Origin of the sequence: Marinobacter sp., from assembly GCF_041690455.1 — a bacterium.
GTDB lineage: Bacteria > Pseudomonadota > Gammaproteobacteria > Pseudomonadales > Oleiphilaceae > Marinobacter.
The window spans coordinates 17,035-35,122 of the sequence record NZ_JAWLHI010000019.1 but is presented as its reverse complement, the minus strand read 5'-3'; the positions used below and the strand labels follow the sequence as shown (position 1 = coordinate 35,122).

The following is an 18,088-nucleotide window of genomic DNA, read 5'->3' as shown; positions in this document are numbered from 1 at the left end:
CTTAAGGGATAATTAATCGGAAAGCCGGCCAGGATGCTGGCGCCAGGGAGCGGAGACCAGGGACCAGCAACAAGGCAGTTGCCCCAGCGCATGGACGCGCCGACCTGTTCCGAAAGGGTGGCCAATGGCCACCCTTTGTTTTTTCAGCCCCCGGCTTTCGCCCGATAGATCCTCACCCTGTTGAATTCCTCGAATTCGTTGAGATCCGGCCAGGTTCTGGCTTCGATCACTGCCTGTTTTTCATAACAGTCGTTACCGAGATTCCTGACCCGGGAATCCGCCAGCAGAACCTCTGGCGCCGCCGCCAGAAATACCTCCAGTAGAGGGCGATTTTCCGGATCGTAGAGCACGTCTGCCGCGGTCACCAGATCAATGCCCTCGGGGCGCCGGTTCCAGTCATTGCAAAACTCCAGCATCACACCGTTGAGCGCGGCATTTGCGGCAGCAGCATCCAGCGCCGCCGGATCCAGGTCACAAGCGATCACCCGCGCCGCACCGGCCAGCGCGGCCGCCACCGCAACCACACCCGACCCGGTTCCGAAGTCCAGCACCACCTTACCCCGGACAACTTCCTGATGCTCCAGAATCCACCGGGCCAGCACCTGGCCGCTGGCCCAGCAGAACGACCAGTAGGCGGGTTCCGCCACCACCGCCTGGGCCTCGTCATGGGACAGGGGGCCTTCCAGTACTGCCGGGTCAAACAGGTACAGGGGAATTGCCGGACAGCTCGAGGGCCGGGTCTCTGCCACTCGCCCTCGACTCAGGGTCTTGCGCAAGTGCTCGTTCAACCGTTCCGGTGACATTTCCCCTCCAGTTCCGGATTCAAAAGGCCGGCTATTGTACCCGCCCGAAGGCCCGGAGACAGCGGCCGATGGTCAGAAAGACGCCGGATCCGTTATACTCTCGCCTCACATTTTCAACCTCCAGGTCCGTGCAATGGCGACCCGACCCGACACCGACGACTACCTGTCACTGTTCCTCAATGACGTGCCACTGATGGACGTCCGGGCACCGGTGGAGTTTGCCAGAGGCAGCTTTCCCAGTGCCGAGAATGCGCCACTGATGAACGATGAGGAACGGCACCGGGTCGGGATCTGCTACAAGGAAAAAGGCCAGGACAAGGCCATTGAGCTGGGGCACCAGCTGGTCTCCGGCGACATCAAGGCCCAGCGCATCGAGGCCTGGAAGCGGTTTGTTGCCCGCCATCCGGACGGTTACCTGTTCTGCTTTCGTGGCGGACTACGCTCCCGCCTGACCCAACAGTGGATCAGGGACTCGGGCATCGACTACCCGCTGGTCAAGGGCGGCTACAAGGCCCTGCGCCGGTTTCTGATCGACAGCCTTGAGGAGTTCATTGAAAAGAGCGAATTCCGGGTGCTCAGTGGCCGCACCGGTACCGGCAAAACCCGGGTCCTGCATCAGCTGCTCAACCCGGTGGACCTGGAGGGCCTGGCCAACCATCGTGGCTCGAGTTTCGGCCGCCGGGTCACACCCCAGCCTTCCCAGATCGATTTCGAGAACCGCCTGTCGGTGGCCATGCTCAAAGCCCATCACCTGACTGGCGGCCCGATTTACCTGGAAGACGAGAGCCGCCTGATTGGTCGCTGTGCCCTGCCCGAAAGTCTGCGGGAACGCATGGCCAGTGCCCCTTTGCTGGTGCTGGAGCAACCCATGGAAGAACGTGTCGCCATCATCCGCAAGGACTACGTGGAAGACATGCATGCCGACTACGTGGCCCGGGATGGCGAGGAGGCCGGCTGGCTGAACTTCAGCGACTACCTGTTGTCCGCCATGGACCGCATCCGCAAACGCCTCGGAGGCGAGCGCCATAAGCAACTCCGGGCGCTGATGGAAGCTGCACTGTTGGCCCAGGAACAGCAGGGTGACCTGCACGGCCATGATGCCTGGATCGAAGCGCTCCTGACCGACTACTACGACCCCATGTACGACTACCAGCTCAACCGGAAAGAGGGGCGGATTCTTGTCCGTGGAGGCCCCGAGGTAATCACCGAGCAAGCCAACCTGGCCCGGCCTGCGTAAATCTCCGGCCTTACCGGTTTTCCCCGCTGTTATACGGCTGACGCAAATGTCTGCTATAAACAAGGCTGGAAGGTACCGGTTTTATCAGCTTTTTTCGAAGCCTGAACTCACTCTGAAAAACTCTAAGGAACAAGGAGCCCCTTGATGGAAGACCTCATTGGCGCCAACGGGCGCGCATCCGAACTGCTGGATCAGGCAATCGCCCTGGTGATGACCTACGCTCCCAAGGTGGTGCTGGCGATCATCACCCTGGTGATCGGTATGTGGCTGATCAACAAGCTGATAGGCGTACTTGATGCCAAGCTCAGCCAGAAAGACCCCACCCTCAACAAGTTCCTCTGCGGCCTGATCGGGGCGATCCTCAAGATCCTGCTGCTGATCTCCGTGGCCTCCATGGTGGGCATTGCCACCACCTCCTTCATTGCCATTATCGGTGCTGCCGGTCTGGCAGTCGGCCTGGCCCTGCAGGGCAGCCTCGCGAATTTCGCCGGCGGCGTCCTGATCCTGATCTTCAAGCCCTTCAAGGTTGGCGATGCGATTGATGCCCAGGGTTACCTCGGCTCGGTGCGTGAGATCACCATTCTCTACACCATCGTCGATACCTTCGATAACCGCCGGATCGTCATCCCGAACGGCCAGCTGGCCAACGCCAGCCTGACCAACCTCAGTGCCTACGAGACCCGTCGTTGTGACATGACCTTCGGTATCGGCTATGCCGACGATATCGACAAGGCCAAGGACATCTGCAAGCGCCTGATCGAGGAAGACGAAAGGACGCTAAAAGATCCGGAACCGCTGATCGTGGTGGGCGCCCTGGGGGAAAGCTCCGTCGACCTGACCGTCCGCGCCTGGACCAAGTCCGGGGACCTGTGGCCGTTCTACTGGGATATGCAGGAGCGCGTGAAGAAGGCCTTCGACGCGGAGGGCATCAGCATCCCGTTCCCCCAGCGCGACGTCCATCTGTATAAAACCGAGTGAACCGTATCGCAATTGATACATCCGGTTACTCGCAAACTGCGTAACCTCAACTAAGATGAGCAGTAAAGGCAGGGTGTTGAACCGGCACCCTGACGAACCCCGGCGGAGCCAGGTTCCTCGACGCCCAATGGCTCCGGGACGCTGTCATTGCTGGTAGGAGGTTGTCACTATGCCGGTACAGCAGTTGAAGGATTACCTCGACCAGGCAGGTGTGGAATACATGTGCCTGTCCCACCCCCCGGCGTTCACGGCCCAGGAACTGGCCCACCACGTCAAGATTGCAGGCGACCGCGTCGTCAAGACCGTTATCATCGAACTCGATGGCAAGATGGCCATGCTGGTGATGCCCGCCACCTGGCGTATCCGCTGGGACCGCCTGTCACAGATTCTGGATACCGATTTTGTCGACCTGGCCGATGAACAGGAATTCCAGGATCGTTTCCCGGACTGCGAAGTGGGTGCCATGCCGCCGTTCGGCAACCTGTTTGGCATGACCGTCTATTGCGCCGAATCGCTGACGGAGCAACCGGAGCTGGCCTTTGCGGCCGGCAGCCATACCGAATCGGTGCACATGAAGACCTCGGACTTCCTGAACCTGGTGCAGCCGATGGTACTGAATCAGGGCTTCGTGAAACCCGGCGCCCGCAAACCGGCCTGGCTGGTGAAACGCCGCCGGCACCGGGAGCTGGACGAGGAACGGGTGTCCGGAGCCGCCGGCTACTGACAACCCGGCCCCGGGTTGATCCGGGTCGCTTGTCTGAATGCCTCCATCGCGTAAACTGACGGCATCAGACAGGAACCCGCTATGACCCAAGCATTTGATATTGTCATTGTTGGCGCCGGCATGGTCGGTGCCGCACTTGCCACCGGACTGGGCCGTGAAGGTCTCTCGGTCGCGGTGATCGACCGGGCCTCTGCGCCCCCATTCAAACCCGAAGCAGCCCCCGATATCCGGGTATCCGCCCTGAGCGTTGGCAGCGAACGCTACCTGGCCAGCCTGGGCGCCTGGTCCCGTATTCTCGACATGCGGACCACCCCCTACCGTCGCCTGGCGGTCTGGGACGAGACTCCGCACCCTCTCAGCAGCCTGGTGCCACGTCGGTTGACGGAAGTGACCTTCGATGCCATGGATCTGGGCGCTCCGCATCTGGGGCACATCGTGGAAAACTCCGTCACCCAGCAGGCACTCTGGCAGGCGGCCGAGTCCGAGCCGGGTGTTTCCATTATGGCGGGTTCCGGTGTTGCCAGTGTGGCCCAGGATGAGGATCAGGCGACGATCACCCTGGAAGATGGCCAGACCCTGAGTGCCAGACTGGTGATCGGTGCCGATGGCGCCCAATCCCGCATCCGCGATATGGCCGGGATCGGGGTCACCCGGGACCAGTACGGCCAGCAGGCCATGGTCATTTCGGTGCGTTACCGAGGGCCGGTGGAGGACATCACCTGGCAGGGCTTCTACCCCTCCGGCCCCCGGGCCTTCCTGCCACTGCACAGTGCCGGCGAAGCCTCCCCCGGGGAAAGCTGGGCGTCACTGGTCTGGTACGATGCCCCCGAGCAGCTGGCACGCCTGAAAAGCCTGGATGACGAGGCCCTGATGGCCGAGATCCAGAGCGCCTTTCCCGAAAATCTTCCGGTACTGACCCACATTGATGCCCGGGCCAGCTTTTCCATTGCCCGCCAGCACGCCAAGCATTATTTTGCCGGGAGAATGGTTCTGGCGGGCGATGCAGCCCACACCATCAACCCGCTGGCAGGCCAGGGTGTGAATCTCGGATTCCAGGATGCCCGGAGCCTTCAGACCATGATCCGGGAAGCCCTCCGTGCCGATGGCGATCCCGCCAATCCGCACTGGCTGGCCCGCTACGAGCAGGAACGCCGACCTGCTAACCGGCGGATGATGATGACCATGGATCTGTTCTACCATCTGTTCAGCAACCGCATCCCGCCGGTCCACCTGCTGCGCAACCTGGGCCTGGGAACCGCCCGCGCCCTGCCCTTTGCCCGCAACCGGGTTGCCCGTTACGCCATGGGCATTGACGACCAGTTACCGGCGGTCCTGAAGCAGCTTGCCGAACGGTTACCCGGCCTGGGCCGGCTTTGAAAGATCACGACTGAAAACAAACAAGGAGCCACCATGTCAGAGACGATTTTTTCCAAGATCATTAACCGCGAAATCCCCGCCGATATCGTCTACGAGGACGATATCAGCCTGGCGTTCAGGGACATCAATCCCCAGGCGCCAGTGCACCTGCTGGTGATTCCCAAGAAGGCGATTGCCTCCATCAACGAGATCGAGGAAGGTGACCGGGAGCTGGTGGGGCACCTGTATTACGTGGCCAGCAAGCTGGCGAAGGAGATGGGTTTTGCCGAGGATGGTTACCGGACGGTCATGAACTGCGGGGAGAATGCCGGGCAGACCGTGTTCCATATCCATCTGCACCTGCTGGCCGGCAAGCCCTTTGGCTGGCCGCCGTATACCGACAAGATGAAGCAGGCCTGAGGGCTGGCATGAAGACGGGGTCAAAAGCGTGAAGACGGGGTCAGATGAAAGCTTTCATCTGACCCCGACCTGGGAGCAAACTCCGAGTCAGCGACCAACCACCCGCTCGGCTTCTTCCACCGGCGTGTGGCGCACATCTTCGCCCTTGACCATGAAGATCACGTTCTCGGCGATGTTGCAGGCGTGGTCACCCACCCGCTCCAGGGCTCGGAGCACCCACATCACCGACATGCACCGGGAGATGTTCCGGGTATCTTCCATCATGAAAGTCAGCAGGGTGCGGGCTGCAGCCTGGTATTCCTCGTCCACCCGCTTGTCTTCCTTCATGATGCGCAGCGCCTGCTCGGAATCGAGCCGGGCGAAGGCATCCAGGGAGTCGTGCAGCATGCCGAGGACGTGGGTGCCGATGTGGCGCACTTCCACATAGCCCCGCGGCGCCTGGCCTTCCTCGGACAGCTTGATGGCCAGCTTGGCAATCTTCTTGGCTTCATCGCCGACCCGCTCAAGGTCCGCCACCATCTTGATCACGGATATGACCAGTCGCAGGTCCCGGGCGGTGGGCTGGCGACGGGCGATGATCAGGGTCGCTTCCTCGTCCAGATCCATCTCCATCTTGTCGACCTGTTTGTCCTTGGCGCGGATCTGCTCGGCCAGGTGGCCGTCGCCGTCCACCAGGGCCTGGATGGCATTCTCCACCTGGGCTTCGACCATACCGCCCATTTTCAGGAACTCGGTCTTGAGCTCCATGAGCTCGTCGTTGAACTTGTGGGAGATATGATCTCCGTAAACATCGTCCTTCTTTGTAGGCATACTATCTTTCTCCAAAATTCCCCGGTTCCGGAATCAGCCGAAGCGACCGGTGATGTAGGATTCGGTCAGTTCATGTTCCGGCGAGGTGAATACCTTGTTGGTCTCGTTCACTTCCACCAGGTGGCCGAGGTGGAAATAGGCGGTGCGATGGGATACCCGGGCCGCCTGCTGCATGGAGTGGGTCACGATCACAATGGTGTAGCTCTCGGACAGCTCGGCAATCAGCTCTTCGACCTTGGCAGTGGCAATGGGGTCCAGCGCTGAGCAGGGTTCGTCCATCAGCACCACTTCCGGACTGACCGCAATGGCCCGGGCAATGCAGAGACGCTGCTGCTGGCCACCGGACATACCGGTCGCGGTGGCATCCAGGCGATCTTTCACCTCATCCCAAAGGCCCGCCTTGCGCAGGCTGTTCTCGACGATCTCGTCCAGGTCCGATTTCCGGTTGGCCAGGCCATGAATCCTGGGACCGTAAGCCACGTTGTCATAGATCGACTTCGGGAACGGGTTGGGCTTCTGGAACACCATACCCACCCGGGCGCGCAGTTCTACCACGTCCCGCTTGGGATCGTAGATATCCTGGTCATCCAGGTGCAGCGAGCCTTTGACCCGACAGATATCGATACTGTCGTTCATCCGGTTCAGACACCGCAGGAAGGTGGACTTGCCACAACCGGACGGTCCGATAAAAGCAATCACCTCATTGCGGGCGATGTCCAGGCTGATGTTCTTGATGGCGCGGTCCTGGCCGTAGAACACCTCGACATTGCGTAGTTTGAACTTGGCATCGTCCGAGAAGGGACGACCCACTGTCTTGCCCTCCTCGATCACGGTTTCCGCCGGCTTCTCTTCCTGGACAGGAACAACATTTTCTTCAGGCATTTCAGCTTCACTGGTTACCGTTGTATTCAGGGTATTCATGGAGATTCTCCTTACCACCTGCGCTCAAGACGCTTGCGCATCCAGATGGCCAATGCATTCATACTGATCAGGAAGGTCAACAGCACCATAATCGCTGCCGACGCGCGTTCGATAAAGGCAAGTTCCGGACTGCCCGCCCACAGGAAGACCTGCACCGGCAGCACCGTGGCCGAGTCAAAGAAGCCATCCGGTACATCCACGATGAACGCCACCATGCCGATTAGCAGCAGTGGCGCGGTTTCGCCCAGCGCCTGAGCCATACCAATGATGGAGCCGGTCAGCATGCCCGGCATCGCCAGTGGCAACACGTGGTGCAGGACTACCTGCATCTTGGAAGCTCCGATACCTTCTGCAGCCTCGCGAATCGACGGCGGCACACTCTTGATCGCCGCCCGGCTGGAAATGATGATGGTCGGCAGGGTCATCAGAGTCAGCACCAGACCACCCACCACCGGCACCGAACGGGGCATGCCGAACAGGTTGATAAACACGGCCAGACCCAGCAGACCGAAGATAATGGACGGTACCGCCGCCAGGTTGTTGATGTTCACCTCGATGAAATCGGTGAGCTTGTTCTGGGGCGCGAACTCTTCCAGGTAGATGGCTGCCGCCACACCGATCGGGAACGACAGGATCAGGGTCACGAACATGGTCAGCAGGGAACCCACCACGGCGCCAAGAATACCGGCTTTGGAAGGGTCCCGGGAGTCACCGTTCTGGAAAAAGACATCGTTGAACGAGGTCTCCACCACACCGTCTTCCTGCAACTGATCCACCCATGCTTGCTGCTGTTCGCTCAGCTTGATGGAATAGGCCTCGTCGCCAGCATGCTTGGCGTAGACATCCACGTCCGTATGGGCCAGGAACGTCATGGTCCGGGTGGTGTTCAGCCACTCCGGATTTTCCTTCAGTCGATCCCTCAGCGTCACCGAGGCGTACGGATTGATGAGATCGCGCACCGCATCCCGATCGGCTTCCGTTGCGGATGGAATCTCCCGGATCAAAGCCTGAACGAGAGGCTCGACGAAATCCGCCATTTTCAGTTGGCGCTCGTCCGTAGCGTCGTCCAGATACATCATTTCGCCATCAATCTGGACTTCCATCGTCAGGGTCGTCTTCATGAACCCGGTATAGCCCTTGCCGATGATGTCGGCAAACAGGATCACCAGGGCGGCGAGGGCTACCGCGATTGCCGCGATGCCGTAGGCCCGGAAACGACGTTCCTTGCGATAGCGGCGCTTGAGTGACTGGCGGACGATCTCCGCCTGAGAGCGTTGGTCAGTCATACTGTTCCCGATATTTACGTACAATTTTCAGGGCGATCACGTTCAGCAGCAGCGTGGCCAGGAACAGCATGGCACCCAGAGCAAAGGCGGCCAGTGTCTTGGCGCTGTCGAATTCCTGGTCACCGGTGAGCAATGTCACGATCTGCACAGTCACGGTGGTGACAGTTTCCAGGGGGTTGGCGGTAAGGTTCGCCGCCAGGCCAGCTGCCATCACCACGATCATGGTCTCGCCAATGGCACGTGATACCGCCAGCAGGATACCCCCCATGATGCCCGGCAGCGCCGCCGGGAAAATGACCTTCTTCATGGTTTCCGACTGGGTGGCACCCAGGGCGAGTGAGCCATCCCTCAGGGACTGGGGCACCGCGTTGATGACGTCATCCGATAGCGACGAAACGAAAGGAATGATCATGATGCCCATTACGCCGCCGGCAGCCAGGGCGCTCTGGGACGAGGCTTCAATTCCGAGCGAAGCTGCCAGGTTACTGATGAATGGCGCCACGGTCAGGGCTGCAAAGAAGCCATAAACAACGGTGGGAATACCGGCCAGCATCTCCAGTAATGGTTTCACGATGCTGCGTACCCGCTTGTTGGCATACTCGGACAGATAGATCGCCGAGAGCAGTCCCACCGGCACCGCCACCAGCATCGCGATGGCAGAAATCAGCAGGGTACCGGTAAACAGCGGTATCATGCCGAATGCACCCTCGGCGGCAATCTGATCCGCCCTCAACGCCGTTTGAGGACTCCAGCTGGTACCGAAGAAAAACTCGAAAAACGAGATCTTCTCGAAGAATCGGAAAGTCTCGAAAGCAACCGAGAAGATGATGCCGAGGGTGGTCAGAATGGCCAACGCGGCACAGGCAAAGAACAACCACTTCAGAATGGACTCCACCTGTTCCCGGGCGTTGATCCTCGGACGTATACGCAGCCAGCCAAGGAAGCCGGCCAGCACCGCTACCGAAATCACCAGGGCGGACATCAGCATCCGGCTCTGGCCCCGCAAAGCCTTCAACCGCTCGGCTGCTTCCGCGATCGGGGCTTCAACAAAACCCGGGGGCAAAGCGCCACTGGCCACATTGCTGATCTTGCTCAACAACAGACTCGCGTTGCCTTCATCCGCGGGAATCATTTCCGGCGGCAGGGAGCCGATCACCAGCATCTGAATGACCTTGCCCTGGAATGCCGCCCACAATGCCAGCACAATCAGCGCGGGGATCCCGCACCACAGGGCTGCTCGGGCGCCGTAATAGAATGGCAGGGACTTGAGATGACGGATCCCGCCCAGGGGCATCGCCAGCGCCCGGGACCGGGCATAGCCCAAACCGTATGCGACGACGGCCAGGACCAGGGTCAGTAGAAGGAGATTGGCAGGTTGCATGAATTATCCTGTCTGACGCTTCAAATAGGCAACAAGTGTAAAGACTTAAAGTGAGTTTCGCACTTGGTGCTTTTTACGTACGAAAGGGTGCGAGCCCGTGAGGACTCGCACCCTTGTCAGTTACTTGTTTGTGTAACTGGTTTACATCAACTCTTTTTTCTGCAGGTTCGGCATGTTGGCTGCCTTGTCCTGCAGGTCCATCAGAGCATCACGCGGCGGAACAATCAGGCCAACGCTCTTGAGGTAACCGTTGGGACCCATGGCAGCCGGGCTGACAAACTCCTCAACGTACTCTTCCATGCCCGGGATAACACCGATGTGGGCTTTCTTCACGTAGAAGAACAGGGAACGGGCAACCGGGTAATCATCGGCAGCGATCGCTTCAGCGGTCGGCACCTTGCCGTTCAGGGTCGCGGCCTGCAGACGGTCAGCGTTCTCTTCCAGGAAGCTGTAACCGAACACACCGTACATGCCGCTGTCATCAATCAGCTTCTGCACGATCAGGTTGTCGTTCTCACCCGCTTCGATGAAGGCGCCATCTTCACGGATGCTCTGGCAAACGGCTTCCATATCGTCTTCGCTCATGTCAGCGACGGCGGGCAAATCTTCACAGCCACCCTGCAGGGCCAGCTCGTTGAAGGAGTCACGGGTACCGGAAGTCGGAGGCGGACCCATTACACGAATGGCAACGTTCGGCAGGTCAGAATCAATCTCGCTCCAGGTCTTGTACGGGTTCGGGATCAGTTCCTTCTCGTTCTCCGGGTTCGGTACTTCCTTACCCAGGGCCAGGAACAGTTGCTCGAGGGTGATATCCAGGTTATCAGCTTTCTTGGAGCTGGCGATCACGATGCCGTCAGAACCGATACGGAACTCGGTGATGTCGGTGACACCGTTACCCTGGCAAAGGTCGAACTCGGAAGGCTTCATACGACGGGAAGCATTGGTGATGTCCGGGTGTTGGGTACCAATGCCCTGACAGAACAGTTTCAGACCTCCGCCGGAACCGGTGGATTCCAGCTTCGGGGTGGCGAAGTCAGTCTTGGTGCCGAAACGCTCGGCTACCACGGTAGCGAACGGATAAACAGTGGAGGAGCCCACGATGCTGATGGTGTCACGGGCCATGGCCGGTGCAGACATGGCAGCAACAGAGCCAGCCAGTGCAACGGTGGCGAATGCTTTGTTCAGTTTCATCACGTCAAGTCTCCATTATTTGGTTAGGACGTTGTGTCGGATGTGCTTTACCGATGAGTGCATCCTAGGAGGTCTCTGTGACAGCTTTGTTACAACTATTGAAATATAGTCGTCATCGTGCAAATTTTCTTGCAGCATGCGTTCAGGCCATTAACATGCGGGGTTAAAACAATTCCAGCACTTATAAAGGCAGGCTCCATGACGGCTTTTGACGATGACAGACCCGCACCCCGGGGTGAGCTCACCCTTCAGGTAATTCCCCTTCCCGTTGATACCAACGCCAATGGCGATGTCTTCGCGGGCTGGCTGGTCAAGCAGATGGATATCGCCGCTGCCACCATGGCAGGGCGCATTTCCCAGGGCCGCAACGCCACGGTTGCCATGGACCGCATGGAGTTCCTGTCGCCATTGCGGGTAGGCTCCCAGGTGGGCTGTTACTGTGAGCTGGTAGATATCGGACGTAGCTCCATGAAGATCAATGTCGAGGTCTGGACCCTGGACCGTACTGCGAAGAACCCCAGGAAAGTCACCGAGGGGCTGTTTGTCTACGTGGCCATCGATGAACATGGCCGGATCCGGGAGGTGCCCGAGCAGGGCCTCTGACCGTCATTGCCAGCCGTGTAACAGACGGGCGTAGTTCAATCGTTCCCACGTTTGAGCGTTCGGGGCGTTTTCCAGGGAGAGGACACCTCGGGCTTCGGCCAGTGAGTCGTAGCCCATTGCCGACAGTCTGCTCTTCATCTCCTCAGTGATCCTGGCCAGAGCCTCAGGCCCTTCAGCCAGCAAGGCCGAGACCACCTGCACAGCCGTGGCGCCCGACAGGATCGCTTTTGCCGCATCGTCCCCACGGTGGACGCCACCCGAAACGGCCATCTCAAGTCCGGTTCGGCCAAACAGCATGGCAACTCCGTGTAGCCGCAGCGGCAGTTCGGCGCTGGACGACAACACCACGTCCCGGCTCAATGCCAGCTCATCGAGATCCATATCCGGCTGATAGAATCGATTGAACAACACCAGTCCCCGGGCCCCGGCGGCTTCCACTCCGGCCACAAACGCCGGTAGCGCCGAATAGTAGGGCGACAGTTTGACACTGACCGGAATGCTGACCTGCTCGGCCACCGAGCGCACCACTTCCAGCTGTCGCTGTTCCAGCGTCGCGGCGGTATCGGCAGGATCCGTGGCCAGATCGTAGAGATTGAGTTCGATGGCCGACGCACCGGCGCTTTCCAGTTCCCCCGCATGCTGAATCCAACCGCCGGGGGAAATGCCATTAAGCGAAGCAATCACTGGCACATCCAGCGCGCTTTGCAGCTGCTCCAGGCGTTTGATGTAGCTGCCGGAACCCATCTCGAACACCTCGGATTCGGGAAAGAACGAGCGCGCCTCGGCATCCATATTGATGCGGGAATCGATAAAACGATGGGCCGCCATCTGCTCGGCCACCAGCTGTTCCTCGAACAGGGAGTGCATCACCACCGCACCGGCGCCGGCATCAACACAGGCCTTCAGGGCGCCCAGGTCATCGGTCAGCGGGCTGGCGCCCACCACCAGGGGCGAGCGCAGATTCAACCCGAGCCATCGGGTACTGAGGTCAGTCATGGTGGTCTGCTCCCTGGTCCGGATCGGCTGGCGACTCATGGGGTTCAAAGTGGATACCTGCCAGCTGCATGTACAGCTCACGCTGCTCCTTTGCAGCCTCGCCGGCAGCGGCGGCCAGCTGCTCGTAGCGCTGCGGGTCTCTCAGTTCCAGCATGCGAAAGCGGGCCTCCTCCTGCATGTAGGTTTTCATGGGTACCTTCTGGCGCACGGAATCCAGCTGCAGCGGCGGCAGGCCCTCGTCGATGCGCCGGGGATCAAACCGGTACAGCGGCCAGGCCCAGCTGTCCACCGCCCGCTTCTGCTGGGCCGGCGAATGCACCAGGTCGTAGCCGTGGGCGATGCAGGGGCTATGGGCAATGATCAGGGCGGGGCCATCGAAACTTTCGGCCTCCTGCAGGGCCCGGGCCGCCTGGTTGCTATGGGATTGCATGGCAATCTGGGCGACATAGACATGGCCGTAGCTCATGGCCAGCAGGCCCAGATCCTTCTTGCGGGTCTCTTTGCCGGCGGCGGCAAACTTGGCCACGGCGCCCATTGGGGTGGCCTTGGATTGCTGGCCGCCGGTGTTGGAATAGACTTCGGTGTCCAGCACCAGCAACTTAAGGTTCTGGCCGGAGGCCAGGGCGTGGTCCAGGCCTCCGTAACCGATGTCGTATGCCCAGCCGTCGCCACCGATCACCCACACGCTCTTGGGGCACAGCTCATCGGCCAGGGTTTCCAGTTCCTGCACCTCCGGACCCTGCTGATCCGCCAGCCAGGCACGCAACCGGCCTATCGCCTCGCGCCGTGCTGCCATGGCGGCCTCGTCCAGAGTCGTGCAAGGGCCAGTCAGGCCGCTGTATAGCTCGTGAGGCAGGTGATCCCTCAAGGCATCCAGCAATTGCCGGGCCCGACCAACCAACCTGTTCAATCCCAGGCGCATGCCCAGGCCCAGTTCCGCAGCCTCTTCAAACAGGGAATTGTTCCAGGTCGGGCCCCGGCCATCGGCATTGACCGTGTATGGGGTGGTGGGCAGGTTGCCGCCATAGATGGAGGAACAGCCGGTGGCGTTGGCAATCAGCAGCCGGTCACCCAGCAACTGGGTCAACAGACGGATGTAGGGGGTTTCGCCGCAGCCGGCGCAGGCACCGGAGTATTCAAACAGGGGAATCAGCAGCGGCAGCGATTTGAAGTCCCTGGGAATCCGCTCTCTGGGCACTGCCGGCAGGTTGCGGAAGTACGCCAGGTTCTCCGCCTCAACCTCACGGTGCTGCTCGATTGGCTGCATGTTAATGGCTTTGCGTTTGGGCTGGGTGCGGTCCTTGGCCGGGCAGACTTCGACACACAGTCCGCAACCAGTGCAATCATCCGGAGCCACCTGCAGACGATAGTCCAGGCCCTCGAGTTCGGGCGTGAAGCCCTCCGGCACCACTTCAAACGCGTTCGGCGCGCCCTTTACCGCCTCGGGTTCAAAGACCTTGCTGGTGATGGCGGTATGGGGGCAGATCATCGCGCAGAAGTTGCACTGCACACACAAATCCGATTCCCAGATCGGGATTTCCTGGGCGATGCTGCGTTTCTCGTACTGGCTGGTGCCGGTGGGCCAGGTGCCATCCGGCGGGAAGGCACTGACCGGCAGCTTTTCGCCCTGACCGTCCATCAGCAGGCGGGTAACCTTCTGCACGAAATCCGGCGCATCCTCCGGCACTCGCGGCGGTCGACTGCGGGTGGCTGTGACCTCCTCAGGCACCGGCACTTCGTGGAGGTTGTCCAGGGCGGAATCCACCGCCTCGACATTACGGCGCACCACTTCTGGCCCGCGGCGGCCCCAGGTTTGGCGAATGGATTCCTTGATATGGTATATGGCTTCGTCCCGGGGCAGGATGTCCGCCAGGGCGAAGAAGCATACCTGCATCACCGTGTTGATGCGCCGGTCCAGGCCGGCTTTGTCGGCCACGCTGGCCGCGTCGATCACAAACAGTCTGGCCCTTTGTTCCACCAGCACCCGCTGGGCTTCCACGGATAACCGGTCCCAGACTTCCTCCGGTGCCCAGGGTACATTGAGCAACACCGTGGCCTCCGGCGCGGCGTGCTCCAGCACATCAAACTTTTCCAGAAACTGGGGCGCATGTACTGCGACAAACTGGGCCTGGCGGATCTGGTAGCTGGAACGGATCGGGTGTGGCCCGAACCGTAAATGGGAGACGGTGGTGGCACCGGATTTCTTGGAATCGTAGACAAAATGGCCCTGGGCAAAGAGGTCAGTCCCCTCCCCCAGAATCTTGATACTGGCCTTGTTGCTGCTGACGGTGCCATCGGAACCAAGCCCGAAGAACAACGCACGCCGGGTGTCGGGTGACTCGATATCCAGTTCGCTATCCACCTCCAGCGAAAGCTGCGTTACATCATCGCGAACACCGACGGTAAAGCGGGTTTTTGGTGATGACTCGCTAAGCTGGTCAAACACCGCGCAGACCATGGCCGGGGTAAACTCCCGGGAGGACAAGCCATAGCGCCCACCGATCACCCGTGGCAGGTTGGGGCGATCGCCCCGGCTGAAGGCTTCCATGAGTGCGCCGCTGACTTCCAGCAGCAGCGGCTCACCCTGGGCACCAGGCTCCTTGGTGCGGTCCAGCACCGCCAGGTGCTTCACGGTATCGGGCAGCGCCTCGAGAAAACGCTCGGTAGCGAAGGGCCGGAACAGGCGCACCTTGAGCACCCCCACTTTCTCGCCCTGCCCCATCAGCCATTCCACGGTTTCATGGGCGCATTCGGCACCGGAACCCATCAGGATGATCACGCGCTCGGCCTCCGGGTGGCCCACGTAATCGAACAGCTGGTAATACCGGCCGGTAATGCCGGCAAACCGGGCCATCACGGTTTCCAGTCGCTGCGGGAAAGCCTCATAGAAGGGGTTGATGGCCTCCCGGGCCTGGAAAAAGGCATCCGGGTTCTGGGATGTTCCCCGCAGTACCGGCCGGTCTGGGGTCATGCGGCGGTTGCGGTGCGCTTCGATGCCTTCATGGGGCACCAGCGCTTTCAGTTCGTCGTCGCTCAGCGCGGTAATCTTGGCAATCTCATGGGACGTGCGGAAACCATCAAAGAAGTGCAACACCGGCACCCGGCTTTCCAGAGTGACAGCATGGCCAATGGCGGCCAGATCCTGCGCTTCCTGCACCGAACCCGAGGCCAGCAGGGCGAAACCGGTGCCCCGGGCGCTCATCACATCGGAATGGTCGCAAAAAATGGAGAGTGCATGGGTGGCCACGCTGCGGGCAGCCACATGCATACACAAAGGCGTGAGCTCGCCGGCAATCTTGTACAAGTTGGGCAGCATCAACAGCAGCCCCTGGGAAGCAGTGAAGGTGGTCACCAGCGAACCCGCCTGCAAGGCACCGTGCATGGCGCCTGCGGCACCCGCCTCGGACTGCATTTCCACCACCCCGGGCACCTGGCCCCAGAGGTTGGGCTTACCCAGCGCGGCCCAGTCATCCGCGTGCTCACCCATCACCGAGGCGGGGGTGATCGGGTAAATGGCAATGGTTTCACTCAGTCGATAGGCCACCGAGGCCACGGCTTCATTGCCATCCAGGGTCTTGAACGCCATCACTACCCCTCCTTGTTAGTGCTCGCAGGCTCTATGGAGTCTAGGCGGAGCCCCTAAGGGCCGCAAGCGGTACCATCCGATTCACTGTGGCAACAGACATTGCCTGAGCTATCCAGCACCACATTGCAACGCCGCGCCAACGCCTCCCGCAAACGCTCCCTCGCGCGCCGGATCCTGGCCTTGGTGGCCGGCAATGACAGCCCCTGCGCTTGGGCGTAGGCATCCTGGGACATGGGCCCAAGATCACAGGCCTGGAGAATGTCGCGGTCGCTTTCCGCCAGATCCGGCAGGGTCGCGTTGATACAGGCATCCAGTTCATCCACCGGTGCCCGCTGCGGAGCACGCTCATCAGGCAGATGATCCGGCACCGGCACCCAGTGCTTGCGCAGGCGATGGCTGTCGGTAAGTGCGTTGCGAGCCACCCGGAACAACCAGGCCCGGGGATTCTGCAATTCACAGAAATCCTGCCCTTCGCGCATGGCCTTGAAAAACACATCCTGCAACAGGTCATCCGCCATGGCCGTCTCTTTCATCTGGCCGATCAGAAAGCCGCGAAGCTCGGCCTGGTGGTCGTGCCAGGCTTTTAATACACAGTCAAAGGCCATCTCGATCAGATCACCTCCAGGGCCAGGGCAATGCCCTGACCGCCGCCAATACAGAGGGTCACAATGCCCCGCCGCAAGCTGTCACGTTTCATGGAGTGCAACAGTCGGGTGGTCAGTACCGCCCCGCTGGCACCGATGGGATGGCCATGGGCAATGGCACCACCTTCCACGTTGACAATATCCTCGGCAAAACCAATCTCGCGAAGACAGGCGAGGGTGATGGCGGCAAACGCCTCGTTAATCTCCACCCGGTCAACATCAGACACTTTCCAACCCGCCCGCGACAGCGCCTGATTTACCGCCGGTACCGGCCCCAGGCCAAAGAACCCCGGTTCGACCGCACCCACCCCAAAGCTGACCAACCGTGCCACCGGTTCCAGGCTCTGGTGCTCGGCCCAGCCCCGATCAGCCACCACCATGGCCGAGGCGGCACTGTTCAGCCCGGGCGCGTTGCCGGCTGTAATGGTCCCGTCCTTCCGGAAGGCGGGCTTCAGGCGGGCCAGGGATTCGGCGGTCGTGTCCGCACGATTATGCTCATCCCGCTCGAATCGGGTTGTTCCCTTACGACCGGGCACTTCCACGGCAACGATTTCTGGCTCGAACAATCCTCTGGCCTGGGCCTCGGAAAACTGTTGTTGGGACCGAAGCGCCCAGCGATCCTGATCGTCGCGGGAAATGCCATACCGGGTCACCAGGTCTTCCGTATGCCAGCCTGAATGCTGGCCGCTGAACGCGTCGTTCAGGCCATCCATCAGCATGCTGTCATGGAGAACCGTATCGCCCATGCGCGCACCCCAACGGCCCTGGGGCAGCAAATAGGGGGCCCGGTCCATGTTTTCCATACCGCCGGCGACCGCACATTCCGCGAATCCGGCCCAGATATCCGTGGCCGCCGTGGCAATGGCCTGGGCGCCGGAACCACAAACCCGGTTAACGGTCAGCGCCGGCACCTCCACCGGCAAGCCCGCACCAATCCCGGCCTGACGGGCCGGATTCATCTTCACCCCGGCCTGGATCACATTGCCCATCACTACGGAATCAATCCTGTCCCCAGCCAATCCGGCCCGGGACAGGCTTTCACGGATGACCACTGCACCGAGTTCCGGTGCCGACACGCTCTTCAGGCTACCGCCGTAGGTCCCTATTGCCGTCCGGACCGGACTGCACAACACCACATCCCGCTTAGTCATA

General features: G+C 60.7%; 16 protein-coding genes. 6 read left to right on the top strand and 10 right to left on the bottom strand.

Annotated elements, in window-relative coordinates; genetic code table 11:
* Positions 1-143: 143 nt before the first annotated feature.
* A complete protein-coding gene (locus ACESMW_RS06515) occupies positions 144-803 on the bottom strand; it encodes a 50S ribosomal protein L11 methyltransferase (protein WP_372986248.1) in 660 nt (219 codons plus the stop codon).
* A gap of 133 nt (positions 804-936) precedes the next feature.
* Between ACESMW_RS06515 and mnmH the strand changes: the two genes are divergently transcribed.
* The 5 genes from mnmH to ACESMW_RS06490 all read left to right on the top strand — a co-directional run bounded on the left by mnmH (position 937) and on the right by ACESMW_RS06490 (position 5,518).
* Positions 937-2,040: a tRNA 2-selenouridine(34) synthase MnmH gene (gene mnmH / locus ACESMW_RS06510; protein WP_372986247.1), complete on the top strand. Its 1,104-nt coding sequence runs from the start codon at positions 937-939 to the stop codon at positions 2,038-2,040.
* A gap of 144 nt (positions 2,041-2,184) precedes the next feature.
* Entirely contained in the window at positions 2,185-3,018 is an 834-nt protein-coding gene (locus ACESMW_RS06505) for a mechanosensitive ion channel family protein (RefSeq protein WP_372986246.1), read from the top strand.
* Between the two features lie 169 nt (positions 3,019-3,187).
* Positions 3,188-3,742: an aminoacyl-tRNA deacylase gene (locus ACESMW_RS06500; protein WP_092003236.1), complete on the top strand. Its 555-nt coding sequence runs from the start codon at positions 3,188-3,190 to the stop codon at positions 3,740-3,742.
* A gap of 81 nt (positions 3,743-3,823) precedes the next feature.
* Positions 3,824-5,119, top strand: a complete 1,296-nt coding sequence (locus ACESMW_RS06495; RefSeq protein WP_372986245.1) for an FAD-dependent monooxygenase — start codon at positions 3,824-3,826, stop codon at positions 5,117-5,119.
* Between the two features lie 33 nt (positions 5,120-5,152).
* Positions 5,153-5,518, top strand: a complete 366-nt coding sequence (locus tag ACESMW_RS06490; RefSeq protein ID WP_372986244.1) for a histidine triad nucleotide-binding protein — start codon at positions 5,153-5,155, stop codon at positions 5,516-5,518.
* Positions 5,519-5,605: 87 nt separating this feature from the next.
* On the opposite strand, the gene phoU is transcribed toward ACESMW_RS06490, so the two are convergent.
* The 5 genes from phoU to ACESMW_RS06465 form a co-directional block, all read right to left on the bottom strand.
* Positions 5,606-6,328, bottom strand: coding sequence for a phosphate signaling complex protein PhoU (gene phoU, locus ACESMW_RS06485; RefSeq protein ID WP_372986243.1), 723 nt, complete (start codon positions 6,326-6,328; stop codon positions 5,606-5,608).
* Positions 6,329-6,361: 33 nt separating this feature from the next.
* Complete coding sequence (gene pstB / locus ACESMW_RS06480; RefSeq protein WP_372986242.1) at positions 6,362-7,249, bottom strand: phosphate ABC transporter ATP-binding protein PstB; 888 nt, start codon at positions 7,247-7,249, stop codon at positions 6,362-6,364.
* An 11-nt stretch (positions 7,250-7,260) separates the two neighbouring features.
* The gene (pstA, locus tag ACESMW_RS06475; protein WP_092003221.1) at positions 7,261-8,535 is read right to left on the bottom strand and encodes a phosphate ABC transporter permease PstA; all 1,275 of its coding nucleotides are present in this window, start codon (positions 8,533-8,535) and stop codon (positions 7,261-7,263) included.
* Complete coding sequence (gene pstC, locus ACESMW_RS06470; RefSeq protein WP_372986241.1) at positions 8,528-9,916, bottom strand: phosphate ABC transporter permease subunit PstC; 1,389 nt, start codon at positions 9,914-9,916, stop codon at positions 8,528-8,530. Before pstC ends, pstA begins: the two co-directional genes overlap by 8 nt.
* A gap of 141 nt (positions 9,917-10,057) precedes the next feature.
* On the bottom strand, positions 10,058-11,110 hold the full coding sequence (locus ACESMW_RS06465; protein WP_372986240.1) for a substrate-binding domain-containing protein: 1,053 nt from the start codon (positions 11,108-11,110) through the stop codon (positions 10,058-10,060).
* Between the two features lie 195 nt (positions 11,111-11,305).
* Between ACESMW_RS06465 and ACESMW_RS06460 the strand changes: the two genes are divergently transcribed.
* Entirely contained in the window at positions 11,306-11,710 is a 405-nt protein-coding gene (locus tag ACESMW_RS06460; protein ID WP_092003211.1) for an acyl-CoA thioesterase, read from the top strand.
* Between the two features lie 3 nt (positions 11,711-11,713).
* Here the strand turns inward: ACESMW_RS06460 and ACESMW_RS06455 are convergent, their stop codons facing one another.
* The 4 genes from ACESMW_RS06455 to ACESMW_RS06440 are packed head-to-tail and all read right to left on the bottom strand — an operon-like array spanning position 11,714 to position 18,087.
* Entirely contained in the window at positions 11,714-12,706 is a 993-nt protein-coding gene (locus ACESMW_RS06455) for a dihydroorotate dehydrogenase-like protein (RefSeq protein ID WP_372986239.1), read from the bottom strand.
* Positions 12,699-16,292: a pyruvate:ferredoxin (flavodoxin) oxidoreductase gene (gene nifJ / locus ACESMW_RS06450; protein WP_372986238.1), complete on the bottom strand. Its 3,594-nt coding sequence runs from the start codon at positions 16,290-16,292 to the stop codon at positions 12,699-12,701. Before nifJ ends, ACESMW_RS06455 begins: the two co-directional genes overlap by 8 nt.
* Positions 16,293-16,345: 53 nt before the next feature.
* Positions 16,346-16,897 (bottom strand): sigma-70 family RNA polymerase sigma factor, encoded by a 552-nt coding sequence (locus ACESMW_RS06445; RefSeq protein WP_372986237.1) that lies wholly within the window; start codon positions 16,895-16,897, stop codon positions 16,346-16,348.
* 5 nt (positions 16,898-16,902) lie between these two features.
* Positions 16,903-18,087 carry a thiolase family protein gene (locus ACESMW_RS06440; RefSeq protein ID WP_372986236.1) on the bottom strand — a complete coding sequence of 395 codons (1,185 nt, stop codon included), beginning with the start codon at positions 18,085-18,087 and terminating at the stop codon, positions 16,903-16,905.
* Position 18,088 lies beyond the last annotated feature (1 nt).